The organism is Thioalkalivibrio sp. ALJ24 (assembly GCF_000377785.1).
In the GTDB taxonomy this organism is placed as follows: domain Bacteria; phylum Pseudomonadota; class Gammaproteobacteria; order Ectothiorhodospirales; family Ectothiorhodospiraceae; genus Thioalkalivibrio.
In genome coordinates, this window is record NZ_KB898730.1 from 1 (window position 1) to 12,560 (window position 12,560).

Genomic DNA, 12,560 nt, shown 5'->3' on the forward strand with positions numbered 1-12,560 from the left:
CATCTGCTTGAGCCGGCGGTTCTCCTCCTCCAGCTCCTTGAGGCGCTTGAGGTCCGAGGCGGCCATGCCGCCGTACTTCGACTTCCAGTTGTAGAACGTCGGCTGGCTGATCCCGTGCTTGCGGCAGATCTCCTTAACGGACTGCCCGGCATCCGCCTCCTTCAGGATCGACAGGATCTGGTTCTCGCTGAAGCGTGACTTCCGCATGGCTCCCCTCCCGGCGGCTCGACCTCGATTGTGCCAGAGCACTCTAATAACCACTGGTCCTCGTGGATGGGAAGCTTACGGATACGGCGGAGGCGCTCGAGCGATATGCCCTGGAACTGCTGGAAGGCGAGCCGGATGACGGCGCGTAGGATACAATGGAGCCGGTCGTGCCGCACCGGGAGTTCTTGGCGCTGGGCGGCGAGGGCGTGCGTCGCCTGGGACGCGAGAATGCGGTGGTGTTCGACGTGAAGTCGGCTTTGCCGCCCGAAGGGACGGATCCACGCCTGTAGGAACGTGCTTGCACGCAAAACCCGCGTCATCGCGCCGTTCGCGCCCAAGGCCGCTTCCACACGGTGCCGCCGTAGAAGGGGGTTTTGTGAGCATGCCCGCCCCCCCGAACGTTATGTGTCATCAGTGCGGATGCCGGGTTAGGGTCGGCCCAAAGACGAGTGCAATGGACAGGACCGTGTCGACAAGACTAGTTGCTTTTGCGGTCGTCAAGGGCGGATCACTGGGTTCGACCCCGAAATCGGCCAGGGAGGGGGCGTGAGCGATAACAAACATATGGATGGAAGCCAGCCCTCACGGTGCGTTGGGCGCATGGCCGTGGTCTCGGCCCATGCGCGCTCTCTTACGAATTTTCGGGGGCCGTTGATTCGGGCACTCCGTGACGCCGGGGTTGAGGTCCACGCTCTGGCGCCGGAGGTGACTGGGAACGAGGGGGTACGCGCCGAGCTGGAATCGTGGGGTGTTCACCTCCACGAGGTTCCTCTGAGCCGTACGGGGTTGAGCCCGCTTGAAGATGTTCGGGCCCTGTTCAACTTGCGCCGAAAACTTCGGTCGATCGCCCCTGACGCGGTCTTCAGCTACAACATCAAGCCGGTGATCTACGGGACGTTGGCCGGGAGTATGGCGCGGGTGCCGCGTCGTTATGGCCTGATTACGGGGCTTGGTTATGCCTTCTCCGAGAACCCTCGCGGTAAGCGGTTGGTGATTCAGAAAGCGGCTCTGGCGTTGTATAGGTTGGCCGGTGCACGTATCTCGACCATGTTCTTTCAGAATCCTGATGATAGGGATGCGTTTCTGAACTGGAGGATTCTTGATCGGCCGGCGCAGACGTGTCTGGTCAATGGCTCCGGGGTCGATTTGGCGCACTTCACCCCCAGACCACCCGGAACCGGGAAGATCCGCTTTTTGATGCTTGCCCGGCTCCTGGGCGAGAAGGGGGTTCGGGAGTTCGCGGGCGCAGCTGCCCGAATCAGGGAACGGTTCCCGGATGTCGAGTTTCGGTTGGCGGGTGATCTGGACGCGAATCCCAATGCAGTGTCCCAAGCCGAGCTGGATGAGTGGGTAACGAATGGGACGCTAACGTATCTGGGTCGAGTGTCCGACGTGCGCCCCGAACTGGAGGCGGCCACTGTTTTCGTGCTTCCCAGCTACTACCGAGAAGGCACTCCGCGTACGGTTCTTGAGGCCATGGCGACTGGCCGACCGGTGATCACGACCGATGCCCCGGGGTGCAGAGAGACGGTCGAGCATGGTGAAAACGGTTTCCTGGTTCCCGTCAAGGATGTCGATGCCCTTGAGGCGGCGATGGAACGGTTCGTTCTGGATCCGGGTCTGGCCAGGCACATGGGGCAAAAATCCCTGCAGATGGCGGTTGAGAAGTACGACGTACACAAGGTCAATCAGGTCATGCTCCGCCGGATGGGAGTGGAGTCGGCCGAGGGGTGAGAAGGATTTTGGCGATGGGGAGACTCAAGGATCTTGGAACACTGCTGTACGCGGGAGCGATGCTTCCGGCGCTGGCCTGGAGTGTCCGTCACAGGCAGGGACTACACCGGAAGCTGATGCGGCCGTTGTTGACTGGTCCGTACCAGGGAGCGGTCGTTTGGGACATCCAGGACGTGGTCTATGAATACGAACGAGGCGAGCTGTCGCACGAGGCCTTCATCACCAGGGTGAATCAGCGTATGTGCGCTGCCGTGGAGAACGGTGAACTGGATGCGTGGCTGAAGCAGCCGGTCGGGCCCGACGAAAACCGCGACATCGTTCTGGCCCGTTGCCTGGGCTATGCGCCGCTGAGATGGTGGTACCTCAAGGTGCACTATATGGCGAAGGACAATGTCCACGGATTGCATGCTCACCGGAACGTGCTGTCGACACAGGTGGTGGCCAGTGGTTCTCTGCATGTTCAGGAGTTCGATCTTGAGGGCTCTCTGGACGCAAACCCGACGCGACTCCGACAGCGAACGGATGCCGTTGTGGGTGCGGTGAACGGGTTCATCACGACCGATGACGTGTGCAACGTCCATGGATTTGCGCCCGTTGAAACACCGGCGGTCCGTTTTCAGTTCTACCTGAGAGGCCATACCGGCGTGAAAGCGATGCTGCGTCCCCGGCGTGGACGGCTGTACGTCCACCTGGATGGTGAGCCGGCGGCAGATGGGTCCGTCACCGCCACTCTGGGGCGGGCCGGCAAGGCCGGGGAGTCCTGAGCGGGCCTGGGAGAGATGGATTGATGGGTGATGCCGGCAAACGTCTGTTTGATCTGCTGTCCAGTGGTCTGGCGCTGGTGCTGCTATCGCCCTTGCTGCTGGGGATCGCGGTCGCCATCAAGCTGGATTCGCGCGGCCCGGTGCTGTTCCGGCAGCAGCGGGTCGGACAGAGTCAGCGGCCCTTTCGGGTGTTGAAGTTCCGGACCATGGTGGATCGCGATCCCGATGCGATCGATCAGCACAGCGAGCGGGTGGTGAGCGAGGGCGAGGATCCCCGGATCACGCGGATGGGGCGCTTTTTGCGGGCCACCAGTCTGGATGAGCTGCCGCAGCTGTGGAACATCTTCCGCGGCGACATGAGCGTGGTGGGGCCACGGCCGGTGTTGCCGGAACAGGTGGAGGTGGTGCCGAGCGAATTCATGGCGCGGTTTGAAGTGCGGCCCGGCCTGACGGGGCTGGCGCAGGTTCGCGGGCGCCGCACGCTGGGGTGGCTGCAGCAGCTCGAGGCGGATGCGGAATACGTGTCGCGACGCGGAGTGCTGTACGACCTGTGGTTGATCCTGCGTACGATCCATGTGGTCGCGACCGGCCGCGGGGTGTATGGCACGCCCGGGCAGAACTGGCGGGCCTATCGCGACTCGCTGCGACAGGACGGGGGGCGGGACGACCAATGAAGGGCGATCCGTTGCGTTTCATGCTGATCACCGGTGAACCGGAAACCGGGCGGGCCGCGGAGCTTGCCGGAGTGGACCGGGTGTTCGTGGACATGGAAACCCGAGGGAAGCAGGAACGCCAGGGTCACCTGAACACCCATCGGGCCAGTCATACGCTGGAAGACGTGGAACGGGTGGCCGCGAGCGTGGAGCGGGCCGAAGTCATGGTGCGCGTGAATCCGCCCGGCCCGGGGACCCCGAATGAGGTCGAGGCGGCGATCGAAGCAGGTGCGCAACGTCTGATGCTGCCGATGTTTGTTTCTGTCGGCGAGGTCGATGCGTTCCTGGAGCAGGTGGATGGTCGGGTTCCGGTCACATTCCTGGTGGAGACGCCGGCGGCACTGGCGCGGCTGCCGCTTTATCTGGATCGCCTGGGCCCGCGCGATCACGTGCATATCGGGCTCAACGATCTCAGCCTGGCGGCCGGACTCGATTTCCTGTTCGAGCCGCTGGCGGGGGGCATGCTGGAAGAGCCGGCGCGCCTGTGTCGTGAGGCCGGGGTCGTGTTCGGTTTTGGCGGGGTGGGGCGCATCGGCAATGGCGACGTGCCGGCGGAGTGGATCCTCGGTGAACACCTGCGCCTGGGTTCGAGCTGGGTGATCCTGTCGCGGAGCTTCCGCGGGGCCGATGGAGAAGGAGACCGTCGGCCAGAACCGGAACGACTGCGCGAAGAGCTGCAGCGGCTGCGTGACTGCGAGGCTGCCCTGCGCCGCGAAGGTCCCGACTTCTTCGAACAGAACCGGACCCGCCTGCGCGACCGGGTCTTTGCACTGGCGGCGGCATGAATATCCGGCGGATCCTGGTGTTGCAGAAGGCCGAGGTGCTGGAGGGGCAGGCGGAATCGATTCGCCGGCACCTGGAGCATGCCCTGCCGGATGCGCAGGCCGTGATGGCCGGGCGTCCGGAGGACGTGCCGCAGGGGGAATCCTTTGATGCGGTGATCGCGCCCACGCTGCCGTGGCTGGCACCGGCACTGAATCGCCTGGGAGGGTATCGGTGGATCCATTTTCTCTCGGCGGGGGTGGAGAAGATCTGGGACATGCCCTTCGACCGGCAAGGCGTGATCCTGACCCGCAGCAGCGGCGTCCATGGCGCGCCCATGAGCGAATACGCGCTGGGGGCGATGCTGCACTTCGCCAAGGGCTTCGATCGCTTTGTGGAGCAGTCCCGGGAGCATCGCTGGGAGCGCGCCTGGCTGGACGAGCTGACCGGCCGCACGGTGATGATCCTGGGGATGGGCCATATCGGGGAAATGGTGGCCCGCCGCGCCGGTGCCTTCGATATGCGGATCATCGGGGTGCAGCGCCGCCCTCGCGCGTCGGAGGCGGCGGAGCGGGTGGTTGCGCTCGACGAAGCGGGTGACTGGCTCGGGGAGGTGGACTACCTGGTGGTCTGCCTGCCGTTCACGGGGGCAACCCGTCATCTCGTGGATGCTGGCTTCCTCGCCCGGCTGCCGGCCCACACGGTGCTCATCGACATCTCGCGGGGCGGGGTAGTGGATGACGGTGCCGTGGTCGAGGCCCTGGATGCCGGGCGGCTGCGCGGCGCCGCACTGGATGTGTTCGAGGAGCAGCCCCTGCCCCCGGAGTCGCCCCTGTGGGCGCGGCCGGACGTGCTGCTGACGCCCCATGTCTCGGGGACCTCGCCGCACTACATGGAACGGGCACTCCAAGTCTTCGCCCGCAATGCCCGCGCCCTGCAGGCAGGGGAGTCGCCGGTCACGCCGGTCGACCCCGAAGCCGGCTATTGATCCTGCTCCGGGGTTGCGGCGGAGGCCGCTTCTGCATCCCGATCCGGTACCAGGTTCGGGCCGATTCGCCAGGGGGCGGGCCTCCTACGGCGGGGTGTGCTGGGTGAAGAGCTCGGGGCGGTAGTCGAGGGCCTGGTGGCGGGCTTTGGCGGAGGGGTGCAGGGCGTCGGGCGGTACGTCGCGCGGGCGGTCGCCGAGGTGCAGCAGGCGCAGGGTGCGGCCGGCCCAGGTGTTCCAGGGTTCGTGGATGGGGCCGGCGGGGTCGGGGGCGACGGGGGGTTCATGGGCGTCTTTGACGATCAGGCCGGCCTCGGCGGCTTCTTCGAGCATCCATTGCAGGGCGATCTCGGCGAGCTGGCGCTGTTCGTAGCCGCCGCCGACGTCGGCGTGGGCGCCGGGGAACCAGAGTTGCTTGAGGGTCTGCCCGGGCTCGGCGCGGGATTCGTCCCACAGCAGCGCCTCGAACTTGGGGCGGCGTTCGTCGATGGCCAGGGCGTGGCGGGCGTGGGTGACTTCGGGGCTGAGCCGGGTGTCGAAGAAGCGGCGGTTGCGGTAGAGGTAGCCGAGTGAGCCGACGGTGTCCCAGGCGCCGATGAAGTGCACCGGGCAGGGTCGGGTGTGCTGCTTGCGAAAGCGTGCGGCCGCGTCTTCGTTGTCGTGCCCGGTGTACAGCTTCGAGGCCTCGGCGATGAGATCTTCCCGCCCGGGATGCAGCAGCCCGCATTTGCGCAGCATGCCGGAGAGCGCGCGCACGGCATACGCGCCGCGCGAGAAGCCGAACAGGTACACCCGGTCCCCTTCCCGCACCTGCTGCATCAGGAAGCGGTAGCCGTTCTCGATGTTGGCGGTGAGTCCGTGGCCGAACAGCTTGCCCAGGCTGGTGCCGATGATGTTCTCGCGCCGCATGCCGAACGGGGAGAAGGTGCCCACGCCGGGCTCGTAGGCCGAGACCTGACAGGCGGTGGTGGGGATGCGCCGGATCAGGTGCACCACGTTGGTGTTGACCTTGCCCTTCTGGTTGGCGGTGCCGTCGCAGCAGAAGACGATGTTCCGTTCCATGGAAACCCTCATGCGGTGTGTGTCATCAAGGGGGATTGTAGGTCAGGATGGGTGGCGCTGGGGGCGTCCGGCGAGGCGGATCGGCCGGGGGCCGGCCTCCTGCGGGGGGTAGGGCCGGCGCTTCGGCCGATTGGGCGTGGGCTGGCATTCATGACGGCGGCGATTTGTTAGGATCCGGGGGTGTTGCCGGCCCGAGTGGATGTCCATGCAACCCATGCAGGCGTTGATTGCAGCCCGAGCGTCGGGCCGCGTTGCGGTGGCCGGCGGCGATGAAGCCCCCGCGCCGGCGCGTCGGGTGTTTCCGTGGCGCTGATCCGGCGCTATCCGCCGAAGGCTCCGGCGCCCCGCCGGGAGATCTTCGGCTGGGCGATGTTCGACTTCGCCAATCAGGCGTACACCCTGCTGATCATCACCGTGATCTTCGGCGATCTGTTCACCCGCGTGATCGTGGGGGACGGGCCGGATTACCGCCTGGGCAACCTCCTGTGGAGTGTGGCGCTGGCGGTGAGCTACGGGATGGTGGTGGTGCTGGCGCCGCTGGCGGGGTCGATCATGGATGCCACGGCCACGCGCAAGCGCTTCCTGCTGGCTTCCTGGGCCCTGACCGTGGTGACCACGGCGCTGCTGTATTTCGTCGAGCCGGGGCTGATCTGGTTCGGCATGGCGCTGATCATCGCGTCCAATTTCGGTTACGCCATCGGCGAATCGTTCATTGCCAGTTTCCTGCCGGATCTGGGCCCGCCGGAGCGGCTGGGCTGGATCTCGGGGCTGGGCTGGGGTCTGGGCTATCTGGGCGGGCTGGTGGCCACGGCGTTTGCGCTGGGGCTGCTGGGCGAGGTGAGCGAGGAGAACTTCGACCGCATCCGCTGGGTGGGGCCGTTCGCCGCGGCGTTCTTCCTGGTCTCGGCGTTGCCGACCTTCCTGTTCCTGAAGGAGCGCGGCACCCGCCGCGAGCTCGCGCGTCGGGTGCAGCTGGGGCTGGGCTGGCGCCGGGTGGTGCTGGCCCTGAAACGCCTGGGCGAGGACCGCGCGCTGCGCAGCCTGTTCGTGTCGATCTTCTTCCTGATGGCGGGGATCTACATCATCATCGCCTTCACCTTCATCTACGGCTCGCAGGTGATCGAGTGGGATGAATCCACGCGAGTCACGATGTTCGTGATCACCCAGATCACGGCGATCGTCGGGGCGATGGGGTTCGGCTGGCTGCAGGACCGAGCGGGGCCGGTGCGGATCTACCGTCTGACGCTGATCATGTGGTGCCTGGCGGTGCTGGCGATCTACGCCACGCCGACGGTGGCGGACGCCCTGGCCGCGCTGCTCGGCCGCCCGGTGGAGGCGCAGGAGGTGTTCCTGGTGGTGGGGGCGGTCGCCGGGCTGAGCCTGGGGGCGGCGCAGTCGGCCGGCCGCGCGCTGGTGGCGATCATGTCCCCGCCGCGCGAGGCCGGGCGCTGGTTCGGGTTCTGGGGGCTGGCGGCCAAGGCGGCGGCGATCTTCGGCCTGCTGGGGCTGGGCCTGCTGCAGACCTGGCTGGGGCTGGCCAACGCCATCCTGTTCTGCCTGGTGCTGTTCGTGATCGCCCTGATTGCGTCTGCCCCGGTGCGCACACCCGACCACATCGCCGGCGTGTAAAGCACTGCGGGGCGAGGGGCCTCAAGACGGATCGATCATCCGCCGGCCGAATTCCAGCAGCACGCGGTATTTGCCGGTGGTCACGACTTCGGCGATCCGTTCCGGGTTCAGGTCGAGGTAGTCGTGGATCAGCGCATTGCGCATGCCGACGATGCGGTTCCAGTCCGCGTCAGTGGGGTCCAGATCATGGGTGCGCAGGCGCGAAAAGACCCGCCGGGCTTCGGTGGGCACTTCGGCCCCGTGATCCTTGAGCGCCCTGCGTGCGATCCCGATGCAGGCCTCGATCAGCAGCTGCAGATTGCGTTCCGTAGCGCGGTAGAGGATGGCCGAACGTTTCCCCTCCTGCAGCTGCCCCGCGATCTCCTCGAGTTCTTCGGCCAGCTGCGCGAGATGTTCGCGCATGGCGTCGCGATAGGGGTCATCCATGGCGCTGTTGTTGCTGGTATTGGTGGTCGAGTTCCCACATGGATGCGATCCGGTTTTCTTCGCGGGCCAGGCGCAGCGGGTCGCGACAGAACAGGACCTGACCGCCGGTCACGATGGCACGCGCCAGCGGCAGGGGGGCCTGGTTGATGTCCACCACGGAGAGCCGGTCGGATGGCAGCTCCAGCGCCTCCGCCCAGTCCATCGCCAGCAGTTCCGGCTGCAGACGACGCTCCCAGGCATCCTCCGGAAACTGGTTGAAGGCGACCGCAAGGTCGTAGTCGCTGTCCGGGCGCGCCTCGCATCGGGCGCGGGACCCGTACAGCCAGAGGATATCGACCCGCGGGTCGTCGTCGGCGAGCCGTTCGAGGGTCCCGGCGTCAAGCGTTCCGGGGTCGATCAGGGGCGTGGGCTCCATCGGGCCGCGGTCGCGGTGTCCGGCTCAGTGCGCGTGGTGGCCCTGGTGCAGGTATTCCACGCCGTCGAGGCTCTGCAGCTGGATCTCGCGCACCGGGATGAAACGGTTGCTGCCGGGGGTCACGATCTCTTCGGTCACGCGCACGCGATAGGGCGGCTCGTGGTTGAGCAGCTGGCCCACGTAGCGCTTGCCTTCGGCCTCCACGCGCACCGGGGTGGTGTCTTCGTACTGGCTGAAGTTGTAGGTGACTTCGCGCGGGTACTGCAGGTTGCCTTCCGAAAAGGTGCTCATCGCCGGATTCTCGCTGTTGGGTGAGTGAGATGGCGCTACTTTACCCGGCAAGAGCGGTGTTGTCAGGGCCTGAAGGCGCCATGGGGCCGGTTCTGTTCGAGGTCGAATGTGGCGGGGCGGTGGGGTCGATCCCGGTACTCTTCGATGCGGACCCAGGTGAGGGATGCTTCGGCTTCGGCAAGTTCCCGGCGGTCTTTCAGGCCGAGGTGGTTGATGTAGACGTTGGTGCCGGGCCAGGTTTCAGGTTCGACCGGCATACCAGGAACGGATCTCGCCAACGGCCTTGTCGGCATTGATCTCCCCGCGAGCCATGGCGGCGACCAGGGCTTCGGTCCGCGGGTCGGCTTGCAGTCCCTCAAGGCGGATGTTGGCGCGGGATCGCCGCACGCGCTCAACCGGGTCGTGTGGCCCGAGGGGCTGCAAGCTAAGGCGCGGTCTCTTGATCGGCTTCATTTCCATTCTCAATCCAGAAACACTCTCTAACGGTTCAGTGTAGCACCGTGCGTTTCGCCCGGTCTGCCATGACGAGGACGGTGCCTCAACCATGGTCGGGCCTCGGCGGGTTCTTGATGGTGGCGAAGGCATCGAGGGCGGCCTGGCGGCTCTGTTTCAGGTCGACCATGGGGGCGGGGTAGTCGACGGCGAGGCCGGGGCGCAGCTGGTGGATGTCGCGGGCGGGGGCGCGGGCGAGTTCGGGGACGAAGCGCCGGATGTAGGCCGCGTCGGGGTCGAAGCGTTCGCCCTGGCGCTGCGGGTTGAAGATGCGGAAGTAGGGCGCGGCATCGGCGCCACAGCCGCCGGCCCATTGCCAGCCGAGGGTGTTGGCGGCGAGGTCGGCGTCGACCAGGGTGTCCCAGAACCAGCTGGCGCCCGCGTGCCAGTGCAGCCGCAGGTTCTTGGTCAGGAAGGAGCCGACGGCCATGCGCATGCGGTTGTGCATCCAGCCGGTCTCCCACAGCTGGCGCATGGCGGCGTCGATCACCGGGATGCCGGTACGACCCTGCTGCCAGCGCTCCAGGTCTTCCGCCGACTCGCGCCAGGGGAAGGCCTCGAAGCGCGGGTTCAGGGGCTGCTCCGGGGTGTGGGGGAAGTGGTAGAGCACGTGGTGGGCGAAGTCGCGCCAGCCGAGTTCGCGCACGAAGGGCTCGGCCGGGCCGTCGGTTGGCTCGTGCCCGGCCTGGCGCAGGGCGCGCAGGATCTGCGTCGGGCTGATCTCGCCGAAATGCAGATGCGGTGACAGCCGTGAGGTGCCGTCGGTGTCGGGGCGTTCGCGGCGTTCGGTGTAGGCGCCCAGGCCGCGTTGGATGAAGCCCTGCAGACGTTCCAGAGCGGCGCGCTCGCCGGGGTCCCAGGCCGCGGCCAGCCCACTGTCCCAGCGGATGCGCGGCAGCAGGTCGAGGGCCTCCAGCGGTTCCGAGGCCGGGGGCGACGGTGGCGCGGGGATGCGGCTCGGGGCCGGCAGCGGGTCGCGTTCCACCCCGCGCTTGCAGGCGGCGCGCCAGTACGGGGTGAAGACCCGGTAGGGCGTGCCCTGGCCGGTGGCCAGTTCCCAGGGTTCGTGCAGCAGGGCGGCGGCGAAGCTGTGCACCTCCAGGCCGTCCTCGCGCAGCGCGGCCTTGATGGTGGCGTCGCGCGCGGTGATCACCGGTTCGTACAGGCGGTTCCAGTAGACCGCGCCGGCGCCGGTCTCGCGCACCAGCGCGCGGAGCTGTTCGAGGCTGGAGCCCCGGCGCAGGGTCAGCCTGGCCCCCAGGGCTTCGAGCTCGTCCCCCAGCGCCTGCAGGCTGTGATGCAGCCACCAGCGTGACGCTGCGCCGGGGGCCCAGGGCGCTTCTTCGTGCGGGGCGTGGATGTACACCGGGATTACCGGGCCGCCGCGGCTGAGGGCGGCGTGCAGCGCGGGCTGGTCGGCCAGGCGGAGGTCGCGGCGCAGCCAGACGAGGGCGGGGGACGACGGGGTACTCACAGGCGGTCTCCTTCGCGCAGGCGCCGGCGCAGCTCGCCCGCGCGGTCGCGGATCTGCTGCAGGCGCTCGGGGTCCATGCGTTCGACGTGCTTCCACTGCAGCGCGGTGCGCGGGTGGCGGGCGAAGCGCTCGCGGTGGCGGTCGAGGAAATCCCAGTACAGGGTGGTGAACGGGCAGGCACGCTCGCCGGTGGCCTCGCCCGGGTCGAAGCGGCAGTGGCGGCAGTAGTTGCTCATGCGCTGGATGTATCGCCCGGTGGCCACGTAGGGTTTGGAGGCCATGCGCCCGCCATCGGCGTACTGCGACATGCCGAGCACGTTGGGCAGCTCCACCCATTCCACCGCGTCCACGTAGATGCCGAGATACCAAGCGTGGATCGCGCGCGGTTCCACGCCCAGCAGCTGGGCGAACAGCCCGGTCACCATCAGGCGCTGGATGTGATGGGCGTAGCCCAGCCGCAGGGTCTGGCCCACCGCCTGCGCCAGGCAGGTCATGTCGGTGTCGGTGTCCCAGTACAGCCGTGGCAGCGGTTCGTGGGCGTCCAGCGCGTTCCAGGCGTGCCAGTCGTCGCCGAAGTGGAAATACAGACCGCGCACGTACTCGCGCCAGCCGAGGATCTGGCGGATGAAGCCCTCCACCGCCTCGATGGGCGCGTGTCCGTCGTGCCATGCGGCCTCGGCCTCGCGGATGGCCGCGCGTGGATCCAGCAGGTGCAGGTTGAGCGCGGCGGAGATCCGCGCGTGGTAGAGCCACGGCGCATCGGTCCACATCGCGTCCTGCCAGGTGCCGAAGGCGGGCAGGCGGTTCCGGATGAAATCCTCCAGCGCCGCCTGCGCGTGCTCCGGGGTGACCGGCCAGTCGAAGGCCTCCAGCTCGCCCGGCAGGTGCGGCAGGTGGGTGCGCACGTCGTCGATCGCCCCCCGGGTGATGGCATCGGGCGTGAAGCCCATCGGCTCCGGGATCAGGCCGGGTCCCTGACGGCCGAAGCTGCCCCGGTTGCTGGCGTCGAAGTTCCACGCGCCGCCGGCGGGCGCTTCGCCGTCCATCAGGACGTCGTGCTCGCGGCGCAGCTTGCGGTAGTAGTGCTCCAGGCGCAGCTCGCGGCGCGACCCGGCCCAGCGGCCGAAGGCCTCGGGGGTGTCGATGAAATGCGGGTCCTCGCGGATCTTCAGACGCAGCCCGTGACGAGCGGCGGCGTTTTCCAGGCCCCGCTGCACGCGCCGTTCGCCGGGCTGCAGTACGCACAGGTTCTGTGGCTGCAGGTACGCGAGGTCGTGTTCCAGCGCGCCGCCGAGGTGTTCCTGTTCCGGGCCCTGAGCGGAGTCGAACGTACGGTAGTGCACGGTCAGCCCGGCCGCGCGGCGGCGCTCGGCGAACTGGCGCATGGCCGCCAGGAACAGCGCGCTGCGGGCCCGGTGTGAGGGGACATGCGTGGATTCCGCGGTGACCTCGGCCATCCACAGGGCATCCTGTGCCGGGTCGAGGGTTGCGAGGACCGGGTGTTCGGGGGAGAGCTGATCGCCGAGGACGATCAGCAGGGTGCGTGGCCGGTGCGCGGCGGTCGCCTCGTCGTGGCAGGGCGTCATCGGCGGTGACGGGAGCGCGG

At 67.5% G+C, this 12,560-nt stretch carries 16 protein-coding genes; 7 read left to right on the top strand and 9 right to left on the bottom strand.

The window, feature by feature from the left end; all coding sequences use genetic code 11:
* Positions 1 to 207: transposase (locus D571_RS0109890; protein WP_018936301.1), on the bottom strand; the 207-nt coding region annotated here is incomplete at its 3' end.
* A gap of 167 nt (positions 208 to 374) precedes the next feature.
* On the opposite strand from D571_RS0109890, the gene D571_RS14585 reads away from it, so the two are divergent.
* The 6 genes from D571_RS14585 to D571_RS0109925 all read left to right on the top strand — a co-directional run bounded on the left by D571_RS14585 (position 375) and on the right by D571_RS0109925 (position 5,168).
* Positions 375 to 497 carry a hypothetical protein gene (locus tag D571_RS14585; protein WP_369773860.1) on the top strand — a complete coding sequence of 41 codons (123 nt, stop codon included), beginning with the start codon at positions 375 to 377 and terminating at the stop codon, positions 495 to 497.
* 310 nt (positions 498 to 807) lie between these two features.
* Entirely contained in the window at positions 808 to 1,941 is a 1,134-nt protein-coding gene (locus tag D571_RS0109905; protein WP_018936529.1) for a glycosyltransferase family 4 protein, read from the top strand.
* Positions 1,942 to 1,955: 14 nt separating this feature from the next.
* The gene (locus D571_RS0109910) at positions 1,956 to 2,705 is read left to right on the top strand and encodes a hypothetical protein (protein ID WP_018936530.1); all 750 of its coding nucleotides are present in this window, start codon (positions 1,956 to 1,958) and stop codon (positions 2,703 to 2,705) included.
* A gap of 23 nt (positions 2,706 to 2,728) precedes the next feature.
* The gene (locus D571_RS0109915) at positions 2,729 to 3,379 is read left to right on the top strand and encodes a sugar transferase (protein ID WP_018936531.1); all 651 of its coding nucleotides are present in this window, start codon (positions 2,729 to 2,731) and stop codon (positions 3,377 to 3,379) included.
* A complete protein-coding gene (locus tag D571_RS0109920; protein ID WP_018936532.1) occupies positions 3,376 to 4,203 on the top strand; it encodes an aldolase/citrate lyase family protein in 828 nt (275 codons plus the stop codon). Before D571_RS0109915 ends, D571_RS0109920 begins: the two co-directional genes overlap by 4 nt.
* Entirely contained in the window at positions 4,200 to 5,168 is a 969-nt protein-coding gene (locus tag D571_RS0109925; RefSeq protein WP_018936533.1) for a D-2-hydroxyacid dehydrogenase, read from the top strand. Before D571_RS0109920 ends, D571_RS0109925 begins: the two co-directional genes overlap by 4 nt.
* Positions 5,169 to 5,252: 84 nt before the next feature.
* Here the strand turns inward: D571_RS0109925 and D571_RS0109930 are convergent, their stop codons facing one another.
* Positions 5,253 to 6,227, bottom strand: a complete 975-nt coding sequence (locus tag D571_RS0109930; protein WP_018936534.1) for a DUF2235 domain-containing protein — start codon at positions 6,225 to 6,227, stop codon at positions 5,253 to 5,255.
* A 303-nt stretch (positions 6,228 to 6,530) separates the two neighbouring features.
* Here D571_RS0109930 and D571_RS0109935 point away from each other — a divergent pair, with 303 nt between their 5' ends.
* Positions 6,531 to 7,856, top strand: a complete 1,326-nt coding sequence (locus tag D571_RS0109935; protein WP_018936535.1) for an MFS transporter — start codon at positions 6,531 to 6,533, stop codon at positions 7,854 to 7,856.
* Positions 7,857 to 7,877: 21 nt separating this feature from the next.
* Here D571_RS0109935 and D571_RS13705 read toward each other — a convergent pair whose 3' ends face one another.
* From D571_RS13705 to D571_RS0109970, 7 genes are all read right to left on the bottom strand, one after another.
* The gene (locus tag D571_RS13705) at positions 7,878 to 8,282 is read right to left on the bottom strand and encodes a DUF86 domain-containing protein (protein WP_018936536.1); all 405 of its coding nucleotides are present in this window, start codon (positions 8,280 to 8,282) and stop codon (positions 7,878 to 7,880) included.
* Positions 8,275 to 8,697 carry a nucleotidyltransferase domain-containing protein gene (locus D571_RS0109945; protein ID WP_018936537.1) on the bottom strand — a complete coding sequence of 141 codons (423 nt, stop codon included), beginning with the start codon at positions 8,695 to 8,697 and terminating at the stop codon, positions 8,275 to 8,277. Before D571_RS0109945 ends, D571_RS13705 begins: the two co-directional genes overlap by 8 nt.
* A 24-nt stretch (positions 8,698 to 8,721) precedes the next feature.
* The gene (locus tag D571_RS0109950; protein ID WP_018936538.1) at positions 8,722 to 8,988 is read right to left on the bottom strand and encodes a hypothetical protein; all 267 of its coding nucleotides are present in this window, start codon (positions 8,986 to 8,988) and stop codon (positions 8,722 to 8,724) included.
* A 62-nt stretch (positions 8,989 to 9,050) separates the two neighbouring features.
* Positions 9,051 to 9,245: a hypothetical protein gene (locus D571_RS0109955; protein WP_018936539.1), complete on the bottom strand. Its 195-nt coding sequence runs from the start codon at positions 9,243 to 9,245 to the stop codon at positions 9,051 to 9,053.
* The gene (locus D571_RS0109960) at positions 9,229 to 9,447 is read right to left on the bottom strand and encodes an antitoxin VbhA family protein (protein ID WP_018936540.1); all 219 of its coding nucleotides are present in this window, start codon (positions 9,445 to 9,447) and stop codon (positions 9,229 to 9,231) included. The genes D571_RS0109955 and D571_RS0109960 overlap by 17 nt, the downstream gene beginning before the upstream one ends.
* A gap of 79 nt (positions 9,448 to 9,526) precedes the next feature.
* The gene (locus D571_RS0109965; protein WP_018936541.1) at positions 9,527 to 10,954 is read right to left on the bottom strand and encodes a deoxyribodipyrimidine photo-lyase; all 1,428 of its coding nucleotides are present in this window, start codon (positions 10,952 to 10,954) and stop codon (positions 9,527 to 9,529) included.
* Complete coding sequence (locus D571_RS0109970) at positions 10,951 to 12,540, bottom strand: cryptochrome/photolyase family protein (protein WP_018936542.1); 1,590 nt, start codon at positions 12,538 to 12,540, stop codon at positions 10,951 to 10,953. Before D571_RS0109970 ends, D571_RS0109965 begins: the two co-directional genes overlap by 4 nt.
* Positions 12,541 to 12,560: the final 20 nt, after the last annotated feature.

What these genes read in the sequence shown, in the direction of transcription:
- D571_RS0109950 (WP_018936538.1), bottom strand. Translation starts at nt 8,988, where the DNA reads ATGAGCACCTTTTCGGAAGGCAACCTGCAGTACCCGCGCGAAGTCACC.
- D571_RS0109915 (WP_018936531.1), top strand. Translation starts at nt 2,729, where the DNA reads ATGGGTGATGCCGGCAAACGTCTGTTTGATCTGCTGTCCAGTGGTCTG.
- D571_RS0109905 (WP_018936529.1), top strand. Translation starts at nt 808, where the DNA reads ATGGCCGTGGTCTCGGCCCATGCGCGCTCTCTTACGAATTTTCGGGGG.
- D571_RS0109945 (WP_018936537.1), bottom strand. Translation starts at nt 8,697, where the DNA reads ATGGAGCCCACGCCCCTGATCGACCCCGGAACGCTTGACGCCGGGACC.
- D571_RS0109960 (WP_018936540.1), bottom strand. Translation starts at nt 9,447, where the DNA reads ATGGAAATGAAGCCGATCAAGAGACCGCGCCTTAGCTTGCAGCCCCTC.
- D571_RS0109930 (WP_018936534.1), bottom strand. Translation starts at nt 6,227, where the DNA reads ATGGAACGGAACATCGTCTTCTGCTGCGACGGCACCGCCAACCAGAAG.
- D571_RS0109955 (WP_018936539.1), bottom strand. Translation starts at nt 9,245, where the DNA reads ATGCCGGTCGAACCTGAAACCTGGCCCGGCACCAACGTCTACATCAAC.
- D571_RS0109910 (WP_018936530.1), top strand. Translation starts at nt 1,956, where the DNA reads ATGGGGAGACTCAAGGATCTTGGAACACTGCTGTACGCGGGAGCGATG.
- D571_RS0109920 (WP_018936532.1), top strand. Translation starts at nt 3,376, where the DNA reads ATGAAGGGCGATCCGTTGCGTTTCATGCTGATCACCGGTGAACCGGAA.
- D571_RS13705 (WP_018936536.1), bottom strand. Translation starts at nt 8,282, where the DNA reads ATGGATGACCCCTATCGCGACGCCATGCGCGAACATCTCGCGCAGCTG.
- D571_RS0109970 (WP_018936542.1), bottom strand. Translation starts at nt 12,540, where the DNA reads ATGACGCCCTGCCACGACGAGGCGACCGCCGCGCACCGGCCACGCACC.
- D571_RS0109925 (WP_018936533.1), top strand. Translation starts at nt 4,200, where the DNA reads ATGAATATCCGGCGGATCCTGGTGTTGCAGAAGGCCGAGGTGCTGGAG.